20 protein-coding genes are annotated in these 20217 nt (G+C 56.3%); 9 read left to right on the top strand and 11 right to left on the bottom strand.

Annotated elements, in window-relative coordinates:
* Window positions 1–103: 103 nt before the first annotated feature.
* From CWM66_RS22095 to mltB, 9 genes are all read right to left on the bottom strand, one after another.
* On the bottom strand, window positions 104–790 hold the full coding sequence (locus tag CWM66_RS22095; protein WP_079517467.1) for a D-lyxose/D-mannose family sugar isomerase: 687 nt from the start codon (window positions 788–790) through the stop codon (window positions 104–106).
* Window positions 787–1704: an ROK family protein gene (locus tag CWM66_RS22090; protein WP_072439158.1), complete on the bottom strand. Its 918-nt coding sequence runs from the start codon at window positions 1702–1704 to the stop codon at window positions 787–789. The genes CWM66_RS22095 and CWM66_RS22090 overlap by 4 nt, the downstream gene beginning before the upstream one ends.
* A gap of 48 nt (window positions 1705–1752) precedes the next feature.
* On the bottom strand, window positions 1753–2613 hold the full coding sequence (locus CWM66_RS22085; protein ID WP_007370551.1) for a ketose-bisphosphate aldolase: 861 nt from the start codon (window positions 2611–2613) through the stop codon (window positions 1753–1755).
* 81 nt (window positions 2614–2694) lie between these two features.
* Window positions 2695–3546 (bottom strand): class II fructose-bisphosphate aldolase, encoded by an 852-nt coding sequence (locus CWM66_RS22080; RefSeq protein ID WP_007370550.1) that lies wholly within the window; start codon window positions 3544–3546, stop codon window positions 2695–2697.
* 11 nt (window positions 3547–3557) lie between these two features.
* The gene (locus CWM66_RS22075; protein ID WP_007370549.1) at window positions 3558–4649 is read right to left on the bottom strand and encodes a PTS fructose transporter subunit IIC; all 1092 of its coding nucleotides are present in this window, start codon (window positions 4647–4649) and stop codon (window positions 3558–3560) included.
* Window positions 4650–4667: 18 nt separating this feature from the next.
* On the bottom strand, window positions 4668–4982 hold the full coding sequence (locus tag CWM66_RS22070; protein ID WP_007370548.1) for a PTS fructose transporter subunit IIB: 315 nt from the start codon (window positions 4980–4982) through the stop codon (window positions 4668–4670).
* A 19-nt stretch (window positions 4983–5001) separates the two neighbouring features.
* On the bottom strand, window positions 5002–5472 hold the full coding sequence (locus tag CWM66_RS22065) for a PTS sugar transporter subunit IIA (protein ID WP_035890276.1): 471 nt from the start codon (window positions 5470–5472) through the stop codon (window positions 5002–5004).
* 25 nt (window positions 5473–5497) lie between these two features.
* Window positions 5498–7051, bottom strand: coding sequence for a transcription antiterminator (locus CWM66_RS22060; RefSeq protein ID WP_107147305.1), 1554 nt, complete (start codon window positions 7049–7051; stop codon window positions 5498–5500).
* A gap of 353 nt (window positions 7052–7404) precedes the next feature.
* A complete protein-coding gene (mltB, locus tag CWM66_RS22055) occupies window positions 7405–8487 on the bottom strand; it encodes a lytic murein transglycosylase B (RefSeq protein WP_035890274.1) in 1083 nt (360 codons plus the stop codon).
* A gap of 273 nt (window positions 8488–8760) precedes the next feature.
* Between mltB and CWM66_RS22050 the strand changes: the two genes are divergently transcribed.
* The 7 genes from CWM66_RS22050 (at window position 8761) to gutQ (ending at window position 13723) form a co-directional block, all read left to right on the top strand.
* Window positions 8761–9321, top strand: coding sequence for a PTS glucitol/sorbitol transporter subunit IIC (locus tag CWM66_RS22050; RefSeq protein ID WP_007370544.1), 561 nt, complete (start codon window positions 8761–8763; stop codon window positions 9319–9321).
* A complete protein-coding gene (locus CWM66_RS22045) occupies window positions 9318–10277 on the top strand; it encodes a PTS glucitol/sorbitol transporter subunit IIB (RefSeq protein WP_007370543.1) in 960 nt (319 codons plus the stop codon). The genes CWM66_RS22050 and CWM66_RS22045 overlap by 4 nt, the downstream gene beginning before the upstream one ends.
* A gap of 9 nt (window positions 10278–10286) precedes the next feature.
* Entirely contained in the window at window positions 10287–10649 is a 363-nt protein-coding gene (gene srlB / locus CWM66_RS22040) for a PTS glucitol/sorbitol transporter subunit IIA (RefSeq protein WP_107147304.1), read from the top strand.
* A 17-nt stretch (window positions 10650–10666) separates the two neighbouring features.
* Window positions 10667–11446: a sorbitol-6-phosphate dehydrogenase gene (gene srlD / locus CWM66_RS22035; RefSeq protein ID WP_043952496.1), complete on the top strand. Its 780-nt coding sequence runs from the start codon at window positions 10667–10669 to the stop codon at window positions 11444–11446.
* 118 nt (window positions 11447–11564) lie between these two features.
* Complete coding sequence (gene gutM / locus CWM66_RS22030; protein WP_007370540.1) at window positions 11565–11921, top strand: transcriptional regulator GutM; 357 nt, start codon at window positions 11565–11567, stop codon at window positions 11919–11921.
* A 70-nt stretch (window positions 11922–11991) separates the two neighbouring features.
* The gene (locus CWM66_RS22025; protein ID WP_007370539.1) at window positions 11992–12765 is read left to right on the top strand and encodes a DNA-binding transcriptional repressor; all 774 of its coding nucleotides are present in this window, start codon (window positions 11992–11994) and stop codon (window positions 12763–12765) included.
* Window positions 12758–13723 carry an arabinose-5-phosphate isomerase GutQ gene (gene gutQ, locus CWM66_RS22020; protein WP_007370538.1) on the top strand — a complete coding sequence of 322 codons (966 nt, stop codon included), beginning with the start codon at window positions 12758–12760 and terminating at the stop codon, window positions 13721–13723. The genes CWM66_RS22025 and gutQ overlap by 8 nt, the downstream gene beginning before the upstream one ends.
* Here the strand turns inward: gutQ and norR are convergent.
* Window positions 13720–15234 (bottom strand): nitric oxide reductase transcriptional regulator NorR, encoded by a 1515-nt coding sequence (gene norR / locus CWM66_RS22015; RefSeq protein WP_090398538.1) that lies wholly within the window; start codon window positions 15232–15234, stop codon window positions 13720–13722. The genes gutQ and norR overlap by 4 nt on opposite strands.
* A gap of 181 nt (window positions 15235–15415) precedes the next feature.
* Here norR and norV point away from each other — a divergent pair, with 181 nt between their 5' ends.
* Together norV and norW are read left to right on the top strand one after the other, a co-directional pair.
* Complete coding sequence (gene norV, locus CWM66_RS22005; RefSeq protein ID WP_107147303.1) at window positions 15416–16867, top strand: anaerobic nitric oxide reductase flavorubredoxin; 1452 nt, start codon at window positions 15416–15418, stop codon at window positions 16865–16867.
* Window positions 16864–17997 carry an NADH:flavorubredoxin reductase NorW gene (gene norW, locus CWM66_RS22000; RefSeq protein WP_107147302.1) on the top strand — a complete coding sequence of 378 codons (1134 nt, stop codon included), beginning with the start codon at window positions 16864–16866 and terminating at the stop codon, window positions 17995–17997. Before norV ends, norW begins: the two co-directional genes overlap by 4 nt.
* Here the strand turns inward: norW and hypF are convergent.
* Window positions 17978–20215: a carbamoyltransferase HypF gene (hypF, locus tag CWM66_RS21995; protein ID WP_107147301.1), complete on the bottom strand. Its 2238-nt coding sequence runs from the start codon at window positions 20213–20215 to the stop codon at window positions 17978–17980. The genes norW and hypF overlap by 20 nt on opposite strands.
* Window positions 20216–20217 lie beyond the last annotated feature (2 nt).

Below are 20217 nucleotides of genomic sequence, written 5' to 3'. Positions count from 1 at the left end.
AAGGCTCAAAAAAATCCCCGACGACCACATCAGGGATTTGAGTATAAGAAACAGAAAAGGGAAAGGGGGGAAAACGCGCTGTCCACATAAGATACCGTTCGTGTCACGTCACATTCAAACGATCATATTCTTTGCATAACAACCACTTCACGGGGACATCCTCCTCAATGGTCGGAAAACGCCCGCCAGGTTCGAGGAAATAGTTATCGCGCTTATCGTCATTCACCATCGAAATCTCCCAACCGAGCACAAGCGTTTTCTCGGCCCAGAAACGGTGATACAAACGCGGCGGCAGACACACCCCCTGCCCCGGTTTTAACACCAGCGTCTCGCCGGGCTTAAACGTACGTTGCCGCCCGTCCACGCTCACTTCAACCATGCGCCGCTCGTCAAACAGCGCCTCATCCGTCGCCCAGCCGAGCTGCATACACAAATCGCCGCGGCCCCGGTTCAGAATGTCTTTCATCTTATGGGTATGAAAATGCCACGGCGTCTGCTGCTCCTGCTGAATTTGCAGCATCTTTTCGGCATACGGCTTTGGGTACGCTCTCGAATTCAGCGCGCCGTTACGCAACGTCAGCAGCGTCAGGCCAATCTTGTCGAAATCACCCCGGCCAAAATCGGTGATATCCCAGCCCAACTGCAGATCCAGTACTTCGCCCCACTCCCCCAGCGGCTGCTTTCGCCAGGCATCGGCGGTAAAAAATGCAAACTCCGGCAGGCACACCCCGAACGTCTCGGCGATGGCATGAGCTTTATCAATGGCATAGTTAATCTGTGAACGTTTCATTCTGTTCTCCCGGTTCGAATGGCAAGCCAGGCAGCGCCACGCATGCCGCTGCTGTCGCCGTGATGGGCTTTCACGATGGGGGTGGAGAAATGATCGGTAAAAACGAAGTGGGCCACTTCGGTGTCCAGGTTCGCGATAAGCAACGCCGCATTCGACAGCCCGCCGCCAATCACAATCACACCTGGATCGAGAAGATTCACTACCGTCGCCAGAGTGCGAGCAAGCTGCTGGCGAAACCGCGCTACCTGCCGCACGGCATCGGGCTCCCCCTGCTGCGCCAGCGCCACAATCGCATCGCCCGTAAGATGCTGTCCGTTAAGCCATTGATAGCGTTCGCTCAACCCCGTCCCGGAGACAAACGACTCCACGCAGTTATCTTTACCGCAGTAACAGCGCACTGGCGGCCCATCGAGTTGCTCGCTGTAGCCAGGCAGGGTGATATGTCCGCACTCGGCGGCATTCCCCCACGCGCCAACAAACGGCTGGCGGTGAATGGCTATCCCGCCACCGCAGCCGGTACCGAGCGTGATACCGAACACGACTTCATGCTGCTGCCCCGCACCGTCACAGGCTTCCGACAAAGCGAAACAGTTTCCGTCGTTTGCCATCACCATTGTCTGCCCCAGCAACTGCTGGAGATCCGTCTGCAACGCGCGACCATTAATTACCTGGATATTAGAGTTCTTAATCAGACCGCTCAGCGGCGAGACGCTGCCCGGCAGGGCAATCCCCGTCATCATCGGCAGTTGTATGTCATGGCTAATCTGGTCGATAAAGGCGACCACCGATTCCACAAACTGCGGATAACTCGCTTTCTGCGTCGGACAACGGTAACGGGCTATTTCCTGCCCTTGTGCGTCCATCACCACCGCCGCAATTTTCGTGCCGCCGATATCCAGCCCCAGGTAGTACATATCTCTTTCCTTATTGCGAAAGAGGCGGGCGAACCCGCCTCAATGGCCTTAGTAGAGTGACGCTTTCCCGGTTGATCCAAACAGCTTCATTTTGTGGCGGATCACATCTCGCGCAGCGTTGATCGCATCCGGATAGATCACGTTCGGATCCCACCAGGTTTCTCTGGCAAGGATCTCACGCACTTTCTGGAAGTAGGCGTACTTCATGTCGCTGGAGATATTGATTTTGCCCACCCCCAGGGTCACGGACTCGGCGATTTCTACATCCGGGTTGGCCGAACCTCCGTGTAGCACCAGCGGAATATCCAGACGCCCGGCAATGTCGCGCAGAATGTTCATTTGCAGCTTCGGCTGCATCCCTTTCGGGTAGATACCGTGTGCCGTCCCGATCGCCACCGCCAGAGTATCTGCCCCGGTGCGGGCAATAAAATCCTCTGCCTGTGCCGGGTCGGTATAGGTCACTTCCGACACGCCGCCTTCCACAGACGTGCCCGTCTGGCCGATGGTGCCCAGTTCCCCTTCCACCGAAACGCCCACCGCATGCGCCAGACGCACCACTTCTTTGGTCAGCGCCACGTTCTCCTCATAGGGCAGTAGCGAGCCGTCGATCATTACCGAGGTGAAGCCGCACTGGATTGCCCGAAGCACATGCTCGACCGATGCGCCGTGATCCAGGTGCAGGGTGAACGGCACCGGGCTGCGCATGGTGATATCGCGGACATAGCCGAAAAAGCTATCCCCGACAAAATCGTGTTCGCTGGGGTGGATAGAGATAATTGCAGGCGTGTTGGTGGCTTCCGCTTCTTCCACCACCGCGCGAATGAAGCAGCTGTCCGCCACGTTGAACGCACCAATAGCGAAACCGTGTTGGCGGGTGGGTTTCAGTAACTCTTTCATCGAAATTAACATGTTAATTCTCCAGTTTCAGGGTGTAGCAAGCCCTGCCGGTGCATCGTTGCAGAGGCATAGAAGGCGTTACAGAAAAATGAATCAGGCTTTGCCGATGGCGCCGCTAGCCTGTAGATACGGGATAATGGCTTCCTCGCTGGCCTGCTCCATGGCCATCAGCACATCCACCAGTTCGCGAGAATGGTCATGACACAGGGTATGCAGCAGCGCGGCTTTCCCGGCTTCGAACACCGCAGCGCCGACGTTGATCTTGGCGACACCAAAGGACGGACAGCGCTGCATCTGGTCAAACGGGGTTCCGCTGCCGCCGTGCAATGCCAGGGGCACCGTCGATTTACGCGCCACCTCTTCCAGGCGTTGAAAATCGATGGCGGGCGTGATGCCGGGGGCGTACATGCCGTGCGCGGTTCCGACTGACACTGCCAGAAGGTCAATCCCAGTCTGCTGGATAAACGGCTCGACGTCGGCGGCCTGGGTCATCAGATCCGCATTGGTGGCGTGGTCGTAGCGCGGTGCATCGGCCAGATGGCCTAACTCCCCCTCCACACACAGCCCGGCGCTGGCAGCCAGCTCAACCACCGCGCGGGTCTGACGGACGTTCTCTTCCAGCGGGAAGGCGGACGCATCAATCATCAGCCCGCTAAACCCGGCGCGAAACGCCTGGCGAATACGCACGGGATCTTTCCCGTGGTCCAGCGCCAGTGTGACCGGCACCGTGGCCTCCTCGGCCAACGCTTTTACCACCGCCACGGCAACCGGTGCCGGGAAATGGGCAAGATGCTCCTGATACAGGTTCAGGATGATCGGTGCGCGGTGTTTCTCGGCAACCCGAACCGCCGCACGGGCGCTTTCCAGGTTCATACAGTTGATAGCGAGCAACGCATAGTGTTCACACCAGGCTTTGGTCACCATGCTTTTCATATCGGCAAACATAGGGTCTCCGTTTATTCCAGGGTGAAGGTGATCTCTTCGTCTTTCAGTTTCTTATCGCTGAGCTCGTCAAACTCTTCGTCGCGTTCGGTCACCGGTTTCTTCCACAGCGACAGCATCACGCCGCAGATAACCGTGCCGATCCCCAGCGCCAGGCAGAACAGCAGCGGATGGGTAAACAGCGGGACCACGAACATGCCACCGTGCGGCACCGGGCTTTCCACGCCCCACACCATGATCAGGCCACCCGCAATAGCCGAGGCCACCACACAGGAGCCGACCACGCGCAGCAGGTCACGCGCCGCAATCGGGATAACTCCTTCGGTAATCATGCAGATCCCCATCGGGAAGGCGGCTTTCAGCGCTTCACGTTCAGCGCGGGTGTATTTGTGGCGTGTCAGCAGGAACGAGAGGGTAATGCCGAACGGCGGAATGATAGAGCCGACAAACTTCACCGCTTCCGGCCCGTACACACCACTCACCAGCAGCCCATCGGCGAACAGCGACATGGTTTTGTTCACCGGGCCGCCGAAGTCGAACGTCGCCATTGCACCGAGGATGGCCCCCATCAGGAAGCGTGAACCACCCTGCATCGACTCCAGCATGTGGATCAGCGCTTCCTGCAGCCAGGCGATGGGTTTGCCGATCAGCGTCATCATCAGCAGGCCGCCGATAATGGTGCTCAGCACTGGCAGCACCATGATAGGCATCAGACCCTGCATTGATTTCGGCAGGCGAATATAGTGTTTAAGCAGCAGGACGGTGTAACCCACCAGGAAACCACCCAGCATCCCACCAATAAACCCGGTATGAATCTGTCCGCAGATAAAGCCAACAATCAGGCCCGGTGCGAATCCGGGACGGTCAGCAATGGAGTAGGCAATGGCGGCGCTGATCAGGGGTACAATCAATCCCATTCCCCAGCCGCCAATCTGATTGAGCATCCAGGGGATGGTGCCCGTTTTTTCTCCAACGTTTGTGCCGCCGAGTACCTGGCCGAGGGCAATACAAATGCCCGCTGCCACAATTAACGGAATCATCCACGAGATGCCCGTCAAAAGATGTCTTTTTATTTCCTGCGAAACAGGAACTTTATTTTCACTCATGTGACCTCCAGATAAGGATCACGCATTAGCTAATGATTTCTCGACCTTTTCAAGAAACTGAACGGGTGATTTAATGACAATTTCGGTTTTAACTCGCACGATGCGTTTATTAATGAAGCGCTCTTCTCCTTTTATTTTGACATCGACCGCAAGAATAACGACGTCGGCTGCGGAAATATCTTCCGCCAGCAACTCATTTTCAGTACCGATAGTGCCCTGAGTTTCAATTTTAATATTATGCCCAAGCGCTTTCGCGCCTTTAATTAACTTCTCGCGGGCAATATACGTATGTGCAATTCCTGCCGTACAGGCAGCGACACAAACAATATTCATAACATACCCCACTTTTTATTTAGCAAACATCGGATTCAGCATATTGACTAAACAAGTCAATAATCTTTTGTGGACTGCTCTCTTCAAGTAATTGCTCGATGATTTCTTCATCCGCCAGTGCACCTGCCACCTGAGAAAGCAGGCGAATATGCGTCGTATTTTGATCTTCAAGCCGTACAGCAAATAAAATAATGCAGCGCACGTTACTGCCATCCAGTGTTTCCCAGGGAATATCGTGGTGTGTGCGTCCAATCGCCAGGGTGGTATTAACTACCGCCGAGGATTTACCATGGGGTATCGCGATATGATTTTCGAAGCCAGTCGATCCTTCTGATTCACGTTGCCAGACATCCTGAATAAACGTTTCCCGGCAACTAATAGCGCCATCTTTTTGTAAAAGATCGGTTAATTCCTCAATCGCCTCCGTTTTATTCGTAGCTTTCATATTCAAAATAACGCGATTTGTATTCAGGATTTTTGTTATGTCCATTAAACATACCTCATGGATTCAGATATTAATGTTCGACGACCAGAGACGTCGCACGATGCAATTTTTCCGTAATAATCGTTTCCGTCACGCGCTTAATATCGGCGTCATTAAAAAAAGCGGTGACGTATACCACCGGCAGAGCAATGGTCGGCAGATTGATCGTCGAGACAACCAGTTCAATATCTTCCGTCAGTACCGACGGCAAGCTCCCCGCAGAAACCACGCCAACGATGGTCCAGTCCGGGAAGGCGCGCAGAATGCGGCTTTTCAGCAGATGCGAGGTTCCGACACCCGTCGAACAGACCAGCAGTACGCGCTTACGGGCAATCTGTCGCTCCATCGCCGCCTGGAAATGCACGGTTAAATAGCCGACTTCATCTTCCGATACAGCCTGCTCGCCCCAGCCACTGAACACCCGGTTCACCGCACACTGGGTCAGCCGCCAGACGTCCTGTAACTCGCCTTTGATATCGTCCAGCAGCGGGTTACGAATGCAAATCTGGTAATTGAGACGGTTGATCAATGGCTTAATGTGAATCAGTAGCCCGTCGTACAGCGCGATGTCCTGGCTAAAATCGCTGTCGACCATATCGGCGAAGGTTGCGATAAGCCGGCAGGTAATCAGCCGGGCCTCATCGCTGGAGTGCATATGGCCAATCACGCTGACGTCGTTATGCTCTTCGATGACCACGCCGGAAGAGATAATATATTGATAAATAAACCAAACTTCGTCTTCCGGCAGCGGATGGGCAATGCGTGTTTCGATACGCTGAATCATGCGGCTGGCAACAGAAAAGATGTTTTCATCGAAGACGCTGGTGTTATCGTCCTTTTTCGGCAGCGCATTGCCGCGCGTAATACGGTACATCATGATCAGGATATGAGTAAAAATATTGACGTAATACGGCTCGCCCAGCGACCAGCAGAGATCGTTTTCCATCTCCTGTAATAATGACTGAACGAATAAAACGTCTTCTTCGCCAAAATAATGGACCAGCGCGTTATAACTTCCCGGGTCGAGGCGGGAATAGATCACGCTGCCCGGTTCGTTATGGTTAATGATGCCATTAATCAGCGATGCCATCGCCTGACGCACACTACTTTCGCTGCCTTCGATATGCGTTCCGCTCTGGCTACGAATCAACGTCAATCCTAGCGGAGCAATCCAGGATTCAATCACTTTCAGATCGTTAACGATTGAAGCATTGCTGATAAAATAGCGTTCCGACAATTTGCTGATGGACGTTTCATGTGGCGTTTCGCTTAATAATTGTGAGGCTATTTTCACTCGCCGGGAATTGTTCATCATGCCATCGGTATCGTCACCTTCCACACTAAGTAGCTGCTCAAGATGCAACAGGTCCGTTATATTATCTGCGCTTAACATGACCCCGGCACCGGCACGTTTATTTATGCGAATACTCCATTCTGCTAGCCACGGCTCCAGCATTCGGAAATCGCGTTGAATGGTTTTTTCCGAAACATTTAAGTATTCAGCGATTTTTAACAAGGTAATAAATTCCCTTCGTGGAAGAAGGAATTTCAATAATCTGTTTTGTCGCGAGGTAATCATTTGCATTATTTACCCTTACGCAGATTAAAAATAATTAAGAAGCTCTCAACACATAAGCTCCACTTGCAATCCGTGATGATAAATATAAGAGGGCATTGAAATAACGACAATACTAAATCGTGTCCTGCCTTCCGGACAGAGAATAAGACAAGAAGGGGAATCTAAGAGATATTTCCAGCGCAGATCACACTTTTCACGCTAATTAACGTGATAGCGCTCGCAAATATGGGGAGGATAAAATTTTAAATCAGATAATTCTTTTGCGGATGTCCGGCGTTGCCCGTGTCAGGTTCAAAAAAATCCCTGACGACCACATCAGGGATTTGTGTATAAGAGACAGCCCGCAGAAGGGGGAGGGATCAGCGCACGCGCGCTAACGCCACAGCCTGGCCAAGCTGCCAGACCGCCATCGCGTAGTGGGTGCTGTGGTTATAGCGGGTGATGGTGTAGAAGTTCGGCAACCCGTACCAGTATTCATAACCAGTACCAATATCCAGGCGCAGCAGGCTGGCCTGTTGATGATTGCCCAGCGACTGCTGCGGCGTTAAACCTGCCGCCGCCAGTTGTCCGACGCTGTAGTTGGTTTTAAAGCCATTATCCAGCCCCGGCGCCTGGCCGTTGGCCGGTACAGCCACCAGATCGCCTTTCACCCAGCCGTGCTGTTTGAAGTAGTTCGCCACGCTGCCGATGGCATCGACCGGATCCCACAGGTTGATGTGACCATCACCATTAAAATCAACGGCAAACTCTTTATAGGAGGAAGGCATAAACTGGCCGTAACCCATTGCTCCGGCGAAAGAACCTTTCAAATCGAGCGGATCATCACTCTCATCGCGCGCCATCAGCAGGAAGGTTTCCAGTTCGCTGGCAAAGTATTGCGCGCGGCGCGGATAAGCAAAGGCCAGCGTCGCCAGACCATCCAGAATACGGGTTTTGCCCATCACCCGGCCCCAGCGCGTTTCCACGCCAATAATGCCGACGATGATTTCCGGCGGTACGCCATAGACCATCCACGCGCGATTGAGCGCATCTTCGTACTGGTTCCAGAACGCCACGCCGTTTTGCACGTTATCCGGGGTAATGAACTGTTTGCGATAGCGCAGCCAGGCGCCATTCGGCCCCGTCGGCCCGGTGTATATCGGCGCCTGTTTATCCATCAGGCGCAGCACGTAGTCCAGACGTTTCGCCTGCGACAGAATTTCGTGCAGTTGCTGGCGGTCAAAACCGTGCTTACTCACCATCATATCGATGAATTGTTCAGCGGCCGGATTATTGGCGAAGTCGCCGCCGGTCATCACTACCGAATGCTGCGGCTCCAGCAGAAAACCGCCGGAAGGCTTAGGTGATACGGTTTGAGGGGTTTCGGCAAGCTGGGGTTTACTGCTACAGGCGCAGAGCACAACAAACGCAGGCAGCAACGCTGCGTAATAACGCTTCAACATGGGACATCCATTTTAAACGAATTCAGCCAGGAGCAAGTATGGTAAAGCATCTGGCTATCCACAAGGAAGCAACATCAGGCCTGCGCGCACGATCGCACCCCACTTTTTCTCTTCTCATTGCGTGTTCATTTAAAAGCGTCGCTCTTCGCATAATCTTTCACAATGATCATTTTTTCTTTCATAACGAGATCTAAATAACACATTTCAACCTTTCATCATGATTATGATAGCGCACGGTTAAACAACAAAACGACAACCCTACAGGAGAGAACAATGGAAACCATCACGCATGGTGCCGAATGGTTCATCGGGCTGTTTCAGAAAGGCGGAGAAGTTTTTACCGGCATGGTGACCGGTATTCTGCCGCTGCTGATAAGCCTGCTGGTAATCATGAATGCGCTGATTAACTTTATTGGTCAGCAGCGAATTGAAAAGCTCGCGCAGCGCTGCGCGGGCAATCCGCTGACCCGTTACTTACTGCTGCCGTGCGTCGGCACTTTTGTCTTCTGCAACCCGATGACATTAAGCCTTGGGCGCTTTATGCCGGAGCGCTACAAACCCAGTTATTACGCTGCGGCGTCTTACAGTTGCCACTCAATGAACGGCCTGTTTCCGCACATTAATCCCGGCGAACTGTTTGTCTATCTCGGCATTGCCAACGGCCTGACCACGCTCGGTTTACCGTTAGGCCCGCTGGCAGTGAGCTATCTGCTGGTTGGCCTGGTCACTAACTTCTTCCGTGGCTGGATTACCGATCTCACAACGGCCATTTTCGAGAAGAAAATGGGGATTCAACTTGAACAGGATGTCCAACTCGCCGGAGCAACATCATGACCCACATTGTGATTGAAAAAGGCGCTGGCGGTTGGGGCGGCCCGCTGGAAATCGACGCCAGCGTTGAGAAGAAAATCGTCTATATCACTGCCGGAACACGTCCGGCCATCGTTGACAAGCTGGCGCAACTTACCGGCTGGCAGGCGGTGGACGGTTTTAAAGAGGGCGAACCACCGGAAACAGAGATCGGCGTGGCGGTGATTGACTGCGGCGGCACGCTGCGCTGTGGCATCTACCCGAAACGGCGCATCCCGACGGTGAACATCCACGCAACGGGAAAATCCGGGCCGCTGGCGCAATACATCCTCGAAGATATCTATGTCTCTGGCGTGAAAGAGGAAAACATTCATCTGCAAGGCGAAGCGGCCACGGCCAAACCGGCCGCCCGGCGGGAGTACGACAGCAGTAAAAAAATCACCGAGCAGAGCGACGGGCTATTGGCAAAAGTCGGTATGGGCATGGGCTCGGCAGTGGCGGTGCTATTCCAGGCCGGGCGCGACACCATCGATACGGTGCTGAAGACCATCCTGCCGTTTATGGCCTTCGTCTCGGCGTTAATCGGCATCATTATCGCCTCCGGTCTCGGCGACTGGATCGCCCACGGTCTGGCGCCGCTGGCCAGCCATCCGTTGGGTCTGGTGACGCTGGCGCTGATCTGCTCTTTCCCGCTGCTGTCGCCGTTTCTCGGCCCTGGTGCCGTGATCGCGCAGGTGATTGGCGTGCTGATCGGCGTGCAAATTGGCCAGGGGAATATCCCACCGCATCTCGCCCTGCCCGCGCTGTTTGCCATTAACGCACAGGCGGCTTGCGACTTTATCCCTGTCGGTTTGTCGCTGGCGGAAGCCCGCCAGGACACGGTTCGCGTCGGGGTGCCCTCAGTGCTGGTCAGCCGCTTTTTGACCGGTGCGCCAACGGTGCTGATTGCCTGGTTTGTTTCCGGTTTCATTTATCAGTAAGGAGCTGTCATGAGCGTTATTTATCAAACCACCATTACCCGCATTGGCGACAGCGCAGCGGATGCGCTCAGTGACAACATGCTGATTACCTTCAGGGAAGGCGCGCCCGCCGATGTTGCCGAGTTCTGTTTTATCCATAACCACGGTTCGCTTAGCGGCGCACTGCTACCCGGCGCGCAATTCGAGCTTGGCGAACAGCATTACCCGGTTACCGCCGTTGGCGATGTCGCCGAACAGAATTTACGTGAGCTTGGCCATATCACCCTGCGTTTTGATGGGCAAACGCAGGCGGAATACCCCGGAACGGTACATGTCGCAGGCCCGGTGCCGGACACTATCGCCCCCGGCTGCATTTTGAAATTTGTCGCTTAAGTCGTAAGGAGAAGAGTATGAAACAGGTTGCCGTAGTCATTGGCGGAGGACAAACCCTCGGGGCGTTCCTGTGCCGTGGGCTTGCCGCAGAAGGATACCGCGTGGCGGTAGTGGATATTCAGAGTGATAAAGCGGCGAATGTCGCCCGGGAGATCAACAGCGAGTTTGGCGAAGGGATGGCCTACGGTTTTGGCGCGGATGCCACCAGCGAACACAGCGTGCTGGCTCTGGCGCGCGGCGTGGACGAAATTTTTGGCCGTGCAGATCTGCTGGTCTACAGCGCCGGCATCGCCAAGGCGGCTTTTATCAGCGATTTTGCGCTGGGGGATTTTGACCGCTCGCTACAGGTCAACCTGGTTGGCTATTTCCTCTGCGCACGCGAATTCGCCAAATTGATGATTCGCGACGGTATTCAGGGGCGCATTATCCAGATCAACTCAAAATCCGGCAAAGTGGGCAGCAAACACAATTCCGGCTACAGCGCGGCAAAATTCGGCGGAGTCGGCTTAACCCAGTCGCTGGCGCTGGATCTGGCGGAATATGGCATTACGGTACATTCGCTGATGCTGGGCAACCTGTTGAAATCGCCGATGTTCCAGTCACTTATCCCGCAATACGCCAGCAAACTGGGCATTGCGGCTGACGAGGTTGAGCAGTACTACATCGACAAAGTGCCGCTGAAACGCGGCTGCGACTATCAGGACGTGCTGAATGTGCTGATGTTTTACGCCAGCCCGAAAGCCTCTTACTGCACCGGGCAGTCGATTAACGTGACTGGCGGCCAGGTGATGTTCTGACCGTGCATGCGCCATCATCTGATGGCGCTTTGCTTACAGGCCTGTGCGTACTGTCTGAAAGCGAAACGTCGCAGGCCGGATAAGGCGTTACCCTGACGCAACAATAAAGGAGGACAGAATGGTTTCAGCCCTGATTACCGTCGCCGCCATCGCCTGGCTCAGCCAGTTGGCGCTTGGCGGCTGGCAAATCCGCCAGTTCAACCGGGCGTTCGACGCGTTGTGCCAGCGCGGACGCGTCGGCGTTGGCCGCTCCGGCGGGCGCTTTAAACCCCGCGTCGTTCTCGCCATCGCTTTTGATAAGCAGGACTGCGTTTGCGATACGCTGCTGATGCGCGGCATTACGGTTTTCGCCCGCCCGGCAAAAATCAACCATTTAATCGGTGTGAAAAGAGAGGAATTAGAGCCTGATGTGATCTTTCCCCATGATCCGGCCTGTCAGAATGCTCTATCATTAGCGCTTAAAATGAAACATTGATAATTTCGTTGTGAACGCTATTAGCTTGCGAAATTATCATTTCGCAACGTAACGCAGGATATCAGCGCCTATGAAACCACGTCAGCGTCAGGCGGCTATTCTTGAGCATCTGCAAAAGCAGGGAAAGTGTTCTGTTGAAGAGCTGTCAGCATACTTCGACACCACAGGGACGACCATACGTAAGGATTTGGTCGCGCTGGAGCATTCCGGCGCGGTGATCCGCACCTATGGCGGCGTGGTGCTCAATAAAGACGAAGCCGATCCCCCTATCGATCACAAAACGCTGATCAACACCGTACAAAAGGGGCTGATTGCCGAAAAAGCGGTCACCTATATTCATGACGGCGACTCGATCATCCTTGATGCAGGCAGCACCGTTTTGCAGATGGTGCCGCTGCTCAGCCACTTCAATAACATCACGGTGATGACCAACAGCCTGCACATCGTTAATGCGTTATCGGAACTGGATAACGAGCAGACCATCCTGATGCCCGGCGGCACCTTCCGCAAAAAATCCGCCTCGTTTCACGGCCAACTGGCGGAAAACGCTTTTGACCATTTTAGCTTCGACAAGCTGTTTATGGGCACGGACGGCATCGATCTGAACGCGGGCGTCACCACCTTCAACGAAGTGTTCACCGTCAGCAAAGCGATGTGCAACGCCGCGCGGGAAGTGATTCTGATGGCCGACTCATCGAAGTTTGGCCGCAAAAGCCCGAACGTGGTGTGCAGCCTGGAAAGCGTCAATAAATTGATCACCGACGCCGGGATCCCGTCAGACGTTCGCGCCGCGCTGGAAGCCAAAGGTGTCGAGGTGATTATTGCCGGAGAAGATCATGAGTGAGTCGTTAATTAATGCCGGGCGTCAGACCCTGTTACTGGAGCTTCAGGAAGCAAGCCGCCTGCCGGAGAGGCTCGGAGAGGCTTTCGTGCGAGCCGCCGAAACGGTGCTGAAGTGCGAAGGTAAAGTGATTGTTTCCGGCATTGGCAAGTCTGGTCATATCGGCAAAAAAATCGCCGCCACCTTTGCCAGCACCGGCACTCCGGCTTTTTTTGTTCATCCGGCGGAAGCGCTGCATGGCGATCTGGGCATGATTGAAAGCCGCGACGTGATGCTGTTTATCTCCTACTCCGGTTCGGCAAAGGAGTTGGATCTGATCCTGCCGCGGCTGGCGGAGAAATCCGTCGCCCTGCTGGCGATGACCGGCAAACCGCGCTCGCCGTTGGCGCTGGCCGCTGACGCAGTGCTGGATATCTCCGTTGAACGTGAAGCCTGCCCGATGCATCTGGCGCCGACCTCCAGTACCGTCACGACGCTGATGATGGGTGACGCGCTGGCGATGTCGGTGATGCAGGCGCGCGGCTTTGACGAAGAGGATTTTGCCCGCTCGCATCCGGCAGGCGCGCTCGGCGCGCGGCTGCTGAATAAAGTGCATCATCTGATGCGCAAAGAGGAGCAGATCCCGCAGGTGCAACTGACGACCAGCGTGATGGAGGCGATGCTGGAACTGAGCCGCACCGGTTTAGGCCTGGTTGCCGTTTGCGATGGACAACGCCAGGTTAAAGGCGTCTTTACCGATGGCGATCTGCGTCGCTGGCTGGTGGCAGGCGGCGCGTTAACCACCGCCGTCAGTGAAGCGATGACGCACGGCGGCATCACCTTAGACGCCAACAGCCGCGCAGTGGATGCCAAAGAGCGCCTGATGCAGCGTAAAATCGCCGCCGCCCCGGTGGTGGATGACGCGGGAATTCTGGTGGGCGCCATCAACCTGCAGGATTTCTATCAGGCCGGTATTCTTTAACGCTTCAGCCCCAGACGTTTCGCCAGCCGGTGCAGGTTGGCGACGTCCATTTCCAGCGCCCTGGCGCAGGCCGCCCAGTTTCTCCCACACTCTTCAAGCGTTCTGGCAATCAGCGCCCGCTGGAAATCCTCAGTGGCATCGCGCAGATTCTGCCCCGCCGGTAACGCCGAAGCGGTTTGTACCACCGGCGTCTGTTCATCGCTGAGGGCAAAATGTCGCGCCTCCAGCACCACATCGTCGCTGTTGCGCGTCCCGCGCGCCAGAATCACCGCGCGGTGAATGGCATGTTCCAGCTCGCGCACATTGCCCGGCCAGCCGTAGCTGAGTAAATGCGTTCGTGCGCCAGGGCTGAGTGCCACCCGGCCAAGACCCAGACGCAGGCGGCACTGCTCACAGAAGTAACCTGCCAGCAGCACCACATCGTCACCCCGTTCACGCAGCGGCGGCACCGACAACGGAAACACGCTAAGACGATGATAGAGATCGGCGCGAAAACGGCCAGCCAGCACCTCTTCACGCAGATCGCGGTTCGTCGCCGCCAGCACGCGCACATCCACGCGCAGGCTGCGGTCGTCGCCGACACGTTGCAGATCGCCATACTGCAAGACCCGCAGCAGCTTGGCCTGCAATGAGAGGGACAATTCACCGATCTCATCAAGAAACAGCGTGCCGTTATCCGCCATCTCAAACTTGCCGCTGCGATTGCTGATGGCTCCGGTAAAGGCGCCTTTCACGTGGCCGAACAGTTCGCTCTCGGCCACGCTTTCCGGCAGCGCTGCGCAGTTGAGGTAAACCAGCGGGCTGGCTGCCCGCGCGGAACCTTCATGAATCGCCTTAGCCACCAGCTCTTTCCCGGTGCCGGTTTCGCCGCTGATCAGCACGTTAAGATCGGACGCGGCGACAATATCGATCTCTTTTTTCAGCGCCACCATACCGGGCGATAAACCAATCATTTCGCTGTGCGCCACCGGCTCAAACGCGGCGGGCGCGCCGGGCAGCATATTCTGGCTCTCCAGTTGCTCAATCAGCAGCGCGTTGTTCAACGCCCCTGCCGCCAGCGCTGCAATCAGTCGCAGCTCTTCGTCGCTGAAGGTGTCGAACTGATCCGGTGACATACCATCCAGCGTCAGCGCGCCAATCAGGTTCTGCCCGGCAAACAGCGGCAGCCCGACGCAGGCGTGCACTTTCAGGCTCTCCTGGCCGGGGATCAGCCCATCATAAGGATCGGGCAAATCACTATCGGCCGGAAAACGCACCACATCCCCGGCGCGGGCAATCGCTTCCAGCCTTGGGTGCCCTTCCAGCGTAAAACGCCTGCCGAGTACGTCCTGCGCCAGCCCGTCGATAGCCAGCGGGATAAACTGCCGCGCCTCATAACGCAGCAGCGCAGAGGCATCGCACGCCAGCACCTGGCGCAGCGTGGCGATCAGCCGCTGGAAACGATCCGCATGGCCGATACCGCTCTGCAATTCAATGGCGATTCCTGCCAGCACATTCAGCGAAAAACTCATGCTTACCTCAATGTCTTTTTGACAATGCATGGTGTCATATTGACTGTAAATATCATAGTCATAATGACATCCATTTTTTCAGCAAAATCATTAAAAATGATAAAAATCAATTAATTAAAAAGTTGGCACAGCCTTTGATATTAGCCATACATCGAACTGAAAAAAGTACAGGACATTTGATATGGCTATTCATGTAAAAAACAACATTCACTGGGTTGGGCAACGTGACTGGGAAGTGCGTGATTTTCACGGTACTGAATACAAAACGCTGAAAGGCAGCAGCTACAACAGCTATTTGATCCGCGAAGGCAAAAACGTGCTGATCGATACCGTCGATCACAAATTCAGCCGCGAGTTTGTACAGAACCTGAGCGCAGAGATCGATCTGCAAAGCATCGACTACATCGTGATTAACCATGCCGAAGAAGATCACGCCGGTGCGCTGACCGAGTTGATGTCGCGCATCCCGCATACGCCGATCTACTGCACGGCGAATGCGATCGACTCGATCACCGGCCATCACCATCACCCGGAGTGGAACTTTAACGTCGTGAAAACCGGCGACACGCTGGATATCGGCAACGGCAAGCAGCTGATTTTCGTTGAAACGCCGATGCTGCACTGGCCGGACAGCATGATGACCTACCTGACCGGCGATGCCGTACTGTTCAGCAATGACGCTTTCGGCCAGCACTACTGCGACGAACGCCTGTTTAACGATGAAGTGGATCAGGCGGAGCTGTTCGAACAGTGCCAGCGCTACTACGCGAATATCCTGACGCCATTCAGCCGCCTGGTGACGCCGAAAATCACCGAGATCCTCGGCTTTAACCTGCCGGTAGATATGATTGCCACCTCGCACGGCGTGGTGTGGCGCGATAACCCAACGCAAATTGTCGAACTGTACCTGAAATGGGCGGCCGATTATCAGGAAGATCGCATCACCCTTTTCTACGACACCATGTCCAACAACACCCGCATGATGGCCGACGCCATTGCGCAGGGCATTAACGAAGTTGACCCACGCGTGGCGGTGAAAATCTTTAACGTCGCCCGCAGCGATAAAAACGACATTCTCACCAATGTGTTCCGCTCGAAAGGCGTGCTGGTTGGCACCTCGACCATGAATAACGTGATGATGCCGAAAATTGCCGGGCTGGTCGAAGAGATCACCGGCCTGCGTTTTCGCAACAAACGCGCCAGCGCGTTTGGCTCTCACGGCTGGAGCGGCGGCGCGGTAGATCGTCTCTCCACCCGCTTACAGGATGCCGGGTTTGAAATGTCCGTCAGCCTGAAAGCCAAATGGCGGCCGGACATCGATGCGCTGGAAGTGTGCCGCCAGCACGGGCGCGATATCGCCCGCCAGTGGGCGCTCTCTCCTTTGCCGGAAGCGGTAAAACCGGCCTCCTCAGCAGCTCAGGAAGCCTGTGCCTGTGCCGCAGCAGCCGCTGCGGAACTCGGCCCGCGCATGCAGTGCAGCGTCTGCCAGTGGATCTACGATCCAGCAAAAGGCGAGCCAATGCAGGATGTTGCGCCAGGAACGCCGTGGAGCGAGGTACCGGATAACTTCCTCTGCCCGGAATGTTCTTTAGGCAAAGAGGTGTTTGACGAACTGGCAACGGAGGCAAAATGAGCGCAGGCATTGTGATTATCGGATCGGGCTTCGCCGCCCGGTCGCTGGTGAAAAACATCCGTAAACTCGACAGCGCCGTACCGCTGACGCTGATTGCCGCCGACAGCATCGATGAGTACAACAAACCGGATCTCAGCCATGTCATCAGCGAAGCGCAAAGTGCCGATGATTTGCTGCGCCAACCGGCGGGAGAATTTGCCGAGCAATTTAACCTGCGACTGTTCCCGCACACGGTTATCACCGCCATTGATGCTGAAGCGCAGGTGGTGAAAAGCGTCGATAAACAGTGGCAGTACGACAAACTGGTACTGGCGACGGGGGCAAAAGCCTTCGTTCCGCCGCTGCCGGGGCGCGAGCACATGCTGACGCTCAACAGCCTGCAAGAGTATCGCGCCTGTGAAAACAGGCTGCGCGATGCCGCCAGCGTGCTGATTGTCGGTGCCGGGTTGATTGGCTGCGAGCTGGCAATGGATTTTCGCCGTACCGGGAAAACCGTCACGCTGCTGGATAACGCCGCCAGTATTCTGCCTTCGCTGATGCCGCCGGAAGTCAGTAGCCGCCTGCAACATAGCCTGACGTCGCTGGGTGTGCGCCTGCTGCTCTCCTCCCGTTTGCAACACCTGACGGCGAGCGCGAATGGCATTTGTGCGCAGCTTGATGACGAACGCTGCGTAGAGGCGGATGTGGTGATTGCCGCCACGGGCCTGTCGCCGGAAGTGTCGCTGGCACAAGCCGCCGGGGTGGAAACCCGCCGTGGCATCGTGGTTAATGAGGCGCTGCAAACCAGCAACCCACAGATCTATGCACTCGGCGACTGCGCCGAGATCAACGGCAGGGTGCTGCCTTTCCTGCAACCCGCCCAGCTCAGCGCCATTACGCTTGCGAAAAACCTGCTCGGCAACAACGCGCAACTGGCGCTGCCTGCCATGCTGGTGAAGGTAAAAACGCCGCTGATGCCGCTGCATCTGGCCGGAGAAACCGCCCGCCGCGATCTGAACTGGCAGATTACAACCCACCCCCAGGGTATGGTAGCGAAAGGGCTTGATGCCGATGAAAAACTGCGCGCTTTCGTGGTCAGCGAAGAACGCATGAAAGAGGCTTTCGCCCTGCTTAAAGCGCTGGCGCTATAGTCCGCGCAGCAGCAACCAGCCCCTGGCCGAAGGCAATTCCGCCATCACCGGCCGGGAGCTGGTGCGGGAACAGCAAGGTAAAGTCAGGAAGCCAGGCTTGCAGGCGCGCCTTCAGCAGGCGGTTATGCAGTACACCGCCGCTGAATACCAGTGTCTGAATATCGCGTCGCTCTGCCTGTTCGCGGGCAAGGCTTGCCAGCCCCTGCGCCAGCGCGTCGTGAAACGCCCATGCACGCTGTGCGGGTGATGCCTGCCAGCCCAGCCACTGCCGCCAGAAGGCGGCGAGATCAAGCTGGTTTCCGCGTAGCGGCAGCGTGACGGGGTGCTCCACCGCAGAAGTGGACGCCGCCAGCGCTTCAAGCTGGCAGGCGGCTTCGCCTTCATAACTCAGTTGCAGCGGCGCGCAGCCCAGCGCACAAGCTACCGCATCAAATAAACGTCCGCAGGAAGAGGCCAGCGGCGCGTTGATGCCGCGCTCAATGGCGCGTGCCAGCAACGGCCAGTTTTGCTGCCGGAGAACCGCGGTTTCCGGGTAATGTTGCCACTCAGGCACAAACGCCAGCATCTGCGCCAGCAGGTTGCGCCACGGCTGCCGCGCGGCCAGATCGCCGCCCGGTAACGCCACCGCCGGTAAGCCGCCAAGGTGCTCGCATTCGCGATAATTGACGCGCAAACATTCGCCGCCCCACAGTGCGCCGCCCTCCCCCATGCCAATCCCGTCCAGGGTCAGCGCAATCACATCACCGCCGTCAAGCGGCCAGTTGTGCTCGCCGAGACACGCTGCGGCATGCGCATGGTGATGCAGCACCGTTTGCAGTGGCAATCCACTGCAATGAGCCCACTGGCTGGTGCGATAAGCGGGATGCGCATCGATGACCAGTTGCTGCGGAGTGAAGTCGTAAATCGTCTGCATCAGGCGCAGCGCGTTGCGCCACTGCGTTTCCACACCTTCATCGGTGAGATCGCCAAAGTGCTGACCCGGCACCGCCGCTTCACCGCGCAGCAGGCAAAAGGTGTTTTTCATATCCGCGCCAAGACACAGCAGCGGCGGTATGGCGTTGAACCCTTCCGGCAGGCTCAGCGCATCCGGCACGTAGCCGCGCGAGCGGCGCAGCATCTCGCCGTTTGCCCGCAGCACGGAATCATCCATGCGTTGCACAATGTCGCGATTGTGCAGTAAAAAACCACCGGCAATTCCCGCCAGATCGACCAGCGCCTGTTCATTCGTGAGGGCGGGCGGTTTGCCGCTGAGGTTGCCGGAGGTCATCACCAGCGGGCGCTGCAAACCCTGCGCCAGCAGATGCTGCAACGGATTGGACGGTAACATAACGCCCACTTCATCCAGGCCCGGCGCCACGGCGTCGCATAAACCGTCAACGGTGGATTTCGCTACCAGCACAATCGGCGCGGCTGGCGTGGCGAGTAAACGCTGCGCATCGGCAGGTAACCCTGCGGCATCCGGCAGCATCACCGCCAGCGGTTTTGCCGGGCGGCGTTTACAGGCGCGCAGATGCTGCACCGCCGCCTGGTTATGCGCATCGCAAGCGAGATGAAAACCGCCCACGCCTTTGACAGCCACCACGCCTCCGCTTTTCAGGAGTGAAATCGCGGCCTGCAATGCCGCTTCGCCAGTGGTTTGCCAGACATCGCTGCGCCACTCAAGCTGCGGGCCGCACTGCGGGCAGGCGACGGGCTGAGCGTGAAAACGACGATCGAAGGGGCTGCGATACTCCGCTTCGCAGTCCGCGCAGAGCGGGAACGCCGCCATCACCGTATAAGGCCGATCGTAAGGCATGGCGTTGATAATGGTAAAGCGCGGCCCGCAATGGGTGCAGTTGATAAACGGATAACGGTAGCGGCGTTCGCGGGGATCGTTCATCTCCGCGAGGCAGGCGGGACACGTCGCCGCATCGGGAACAATTTGCGTATTCATCGTGCCACCCGCGCTCTGGCGGATGGTGAAATCTTGTGGTGGCGATGGCCAGTGGAACGGTGAACTGACGACGCGATCGATGCGCGCCAATGGCGGGCAGTGTTGCTGCAACAGGGTGACGAAATCACCGGCATCGCCGAGCAGGCGAACTTCGACACCCTGTGCATCATTACAGACATCGCCTTTGCAACGGTGCTGCTGCGCCAGTTGCCAGACAAAGGGGCGAAAACCCACCCCCTGAACTTTACCGTATACGCGTAAGCAAACACCGTTGCTGGTTATCATCG

Origin of the sequence: Kosakonia sp. H7A (genome assembly GCF_003028445.1) — a bacterium.
GTDB lineage: Bacteria > Pseudomonadota > Gammaproteobacteria > Enterobacterales > Enterobacteriaceae > Kosakonia > Kosakonia radicincitans.
The sequence above is the reverse complement of the archived record's forward strand: the minus strand, read 5'-3'. Positions and strand labels throughout refer to the sequence as shown.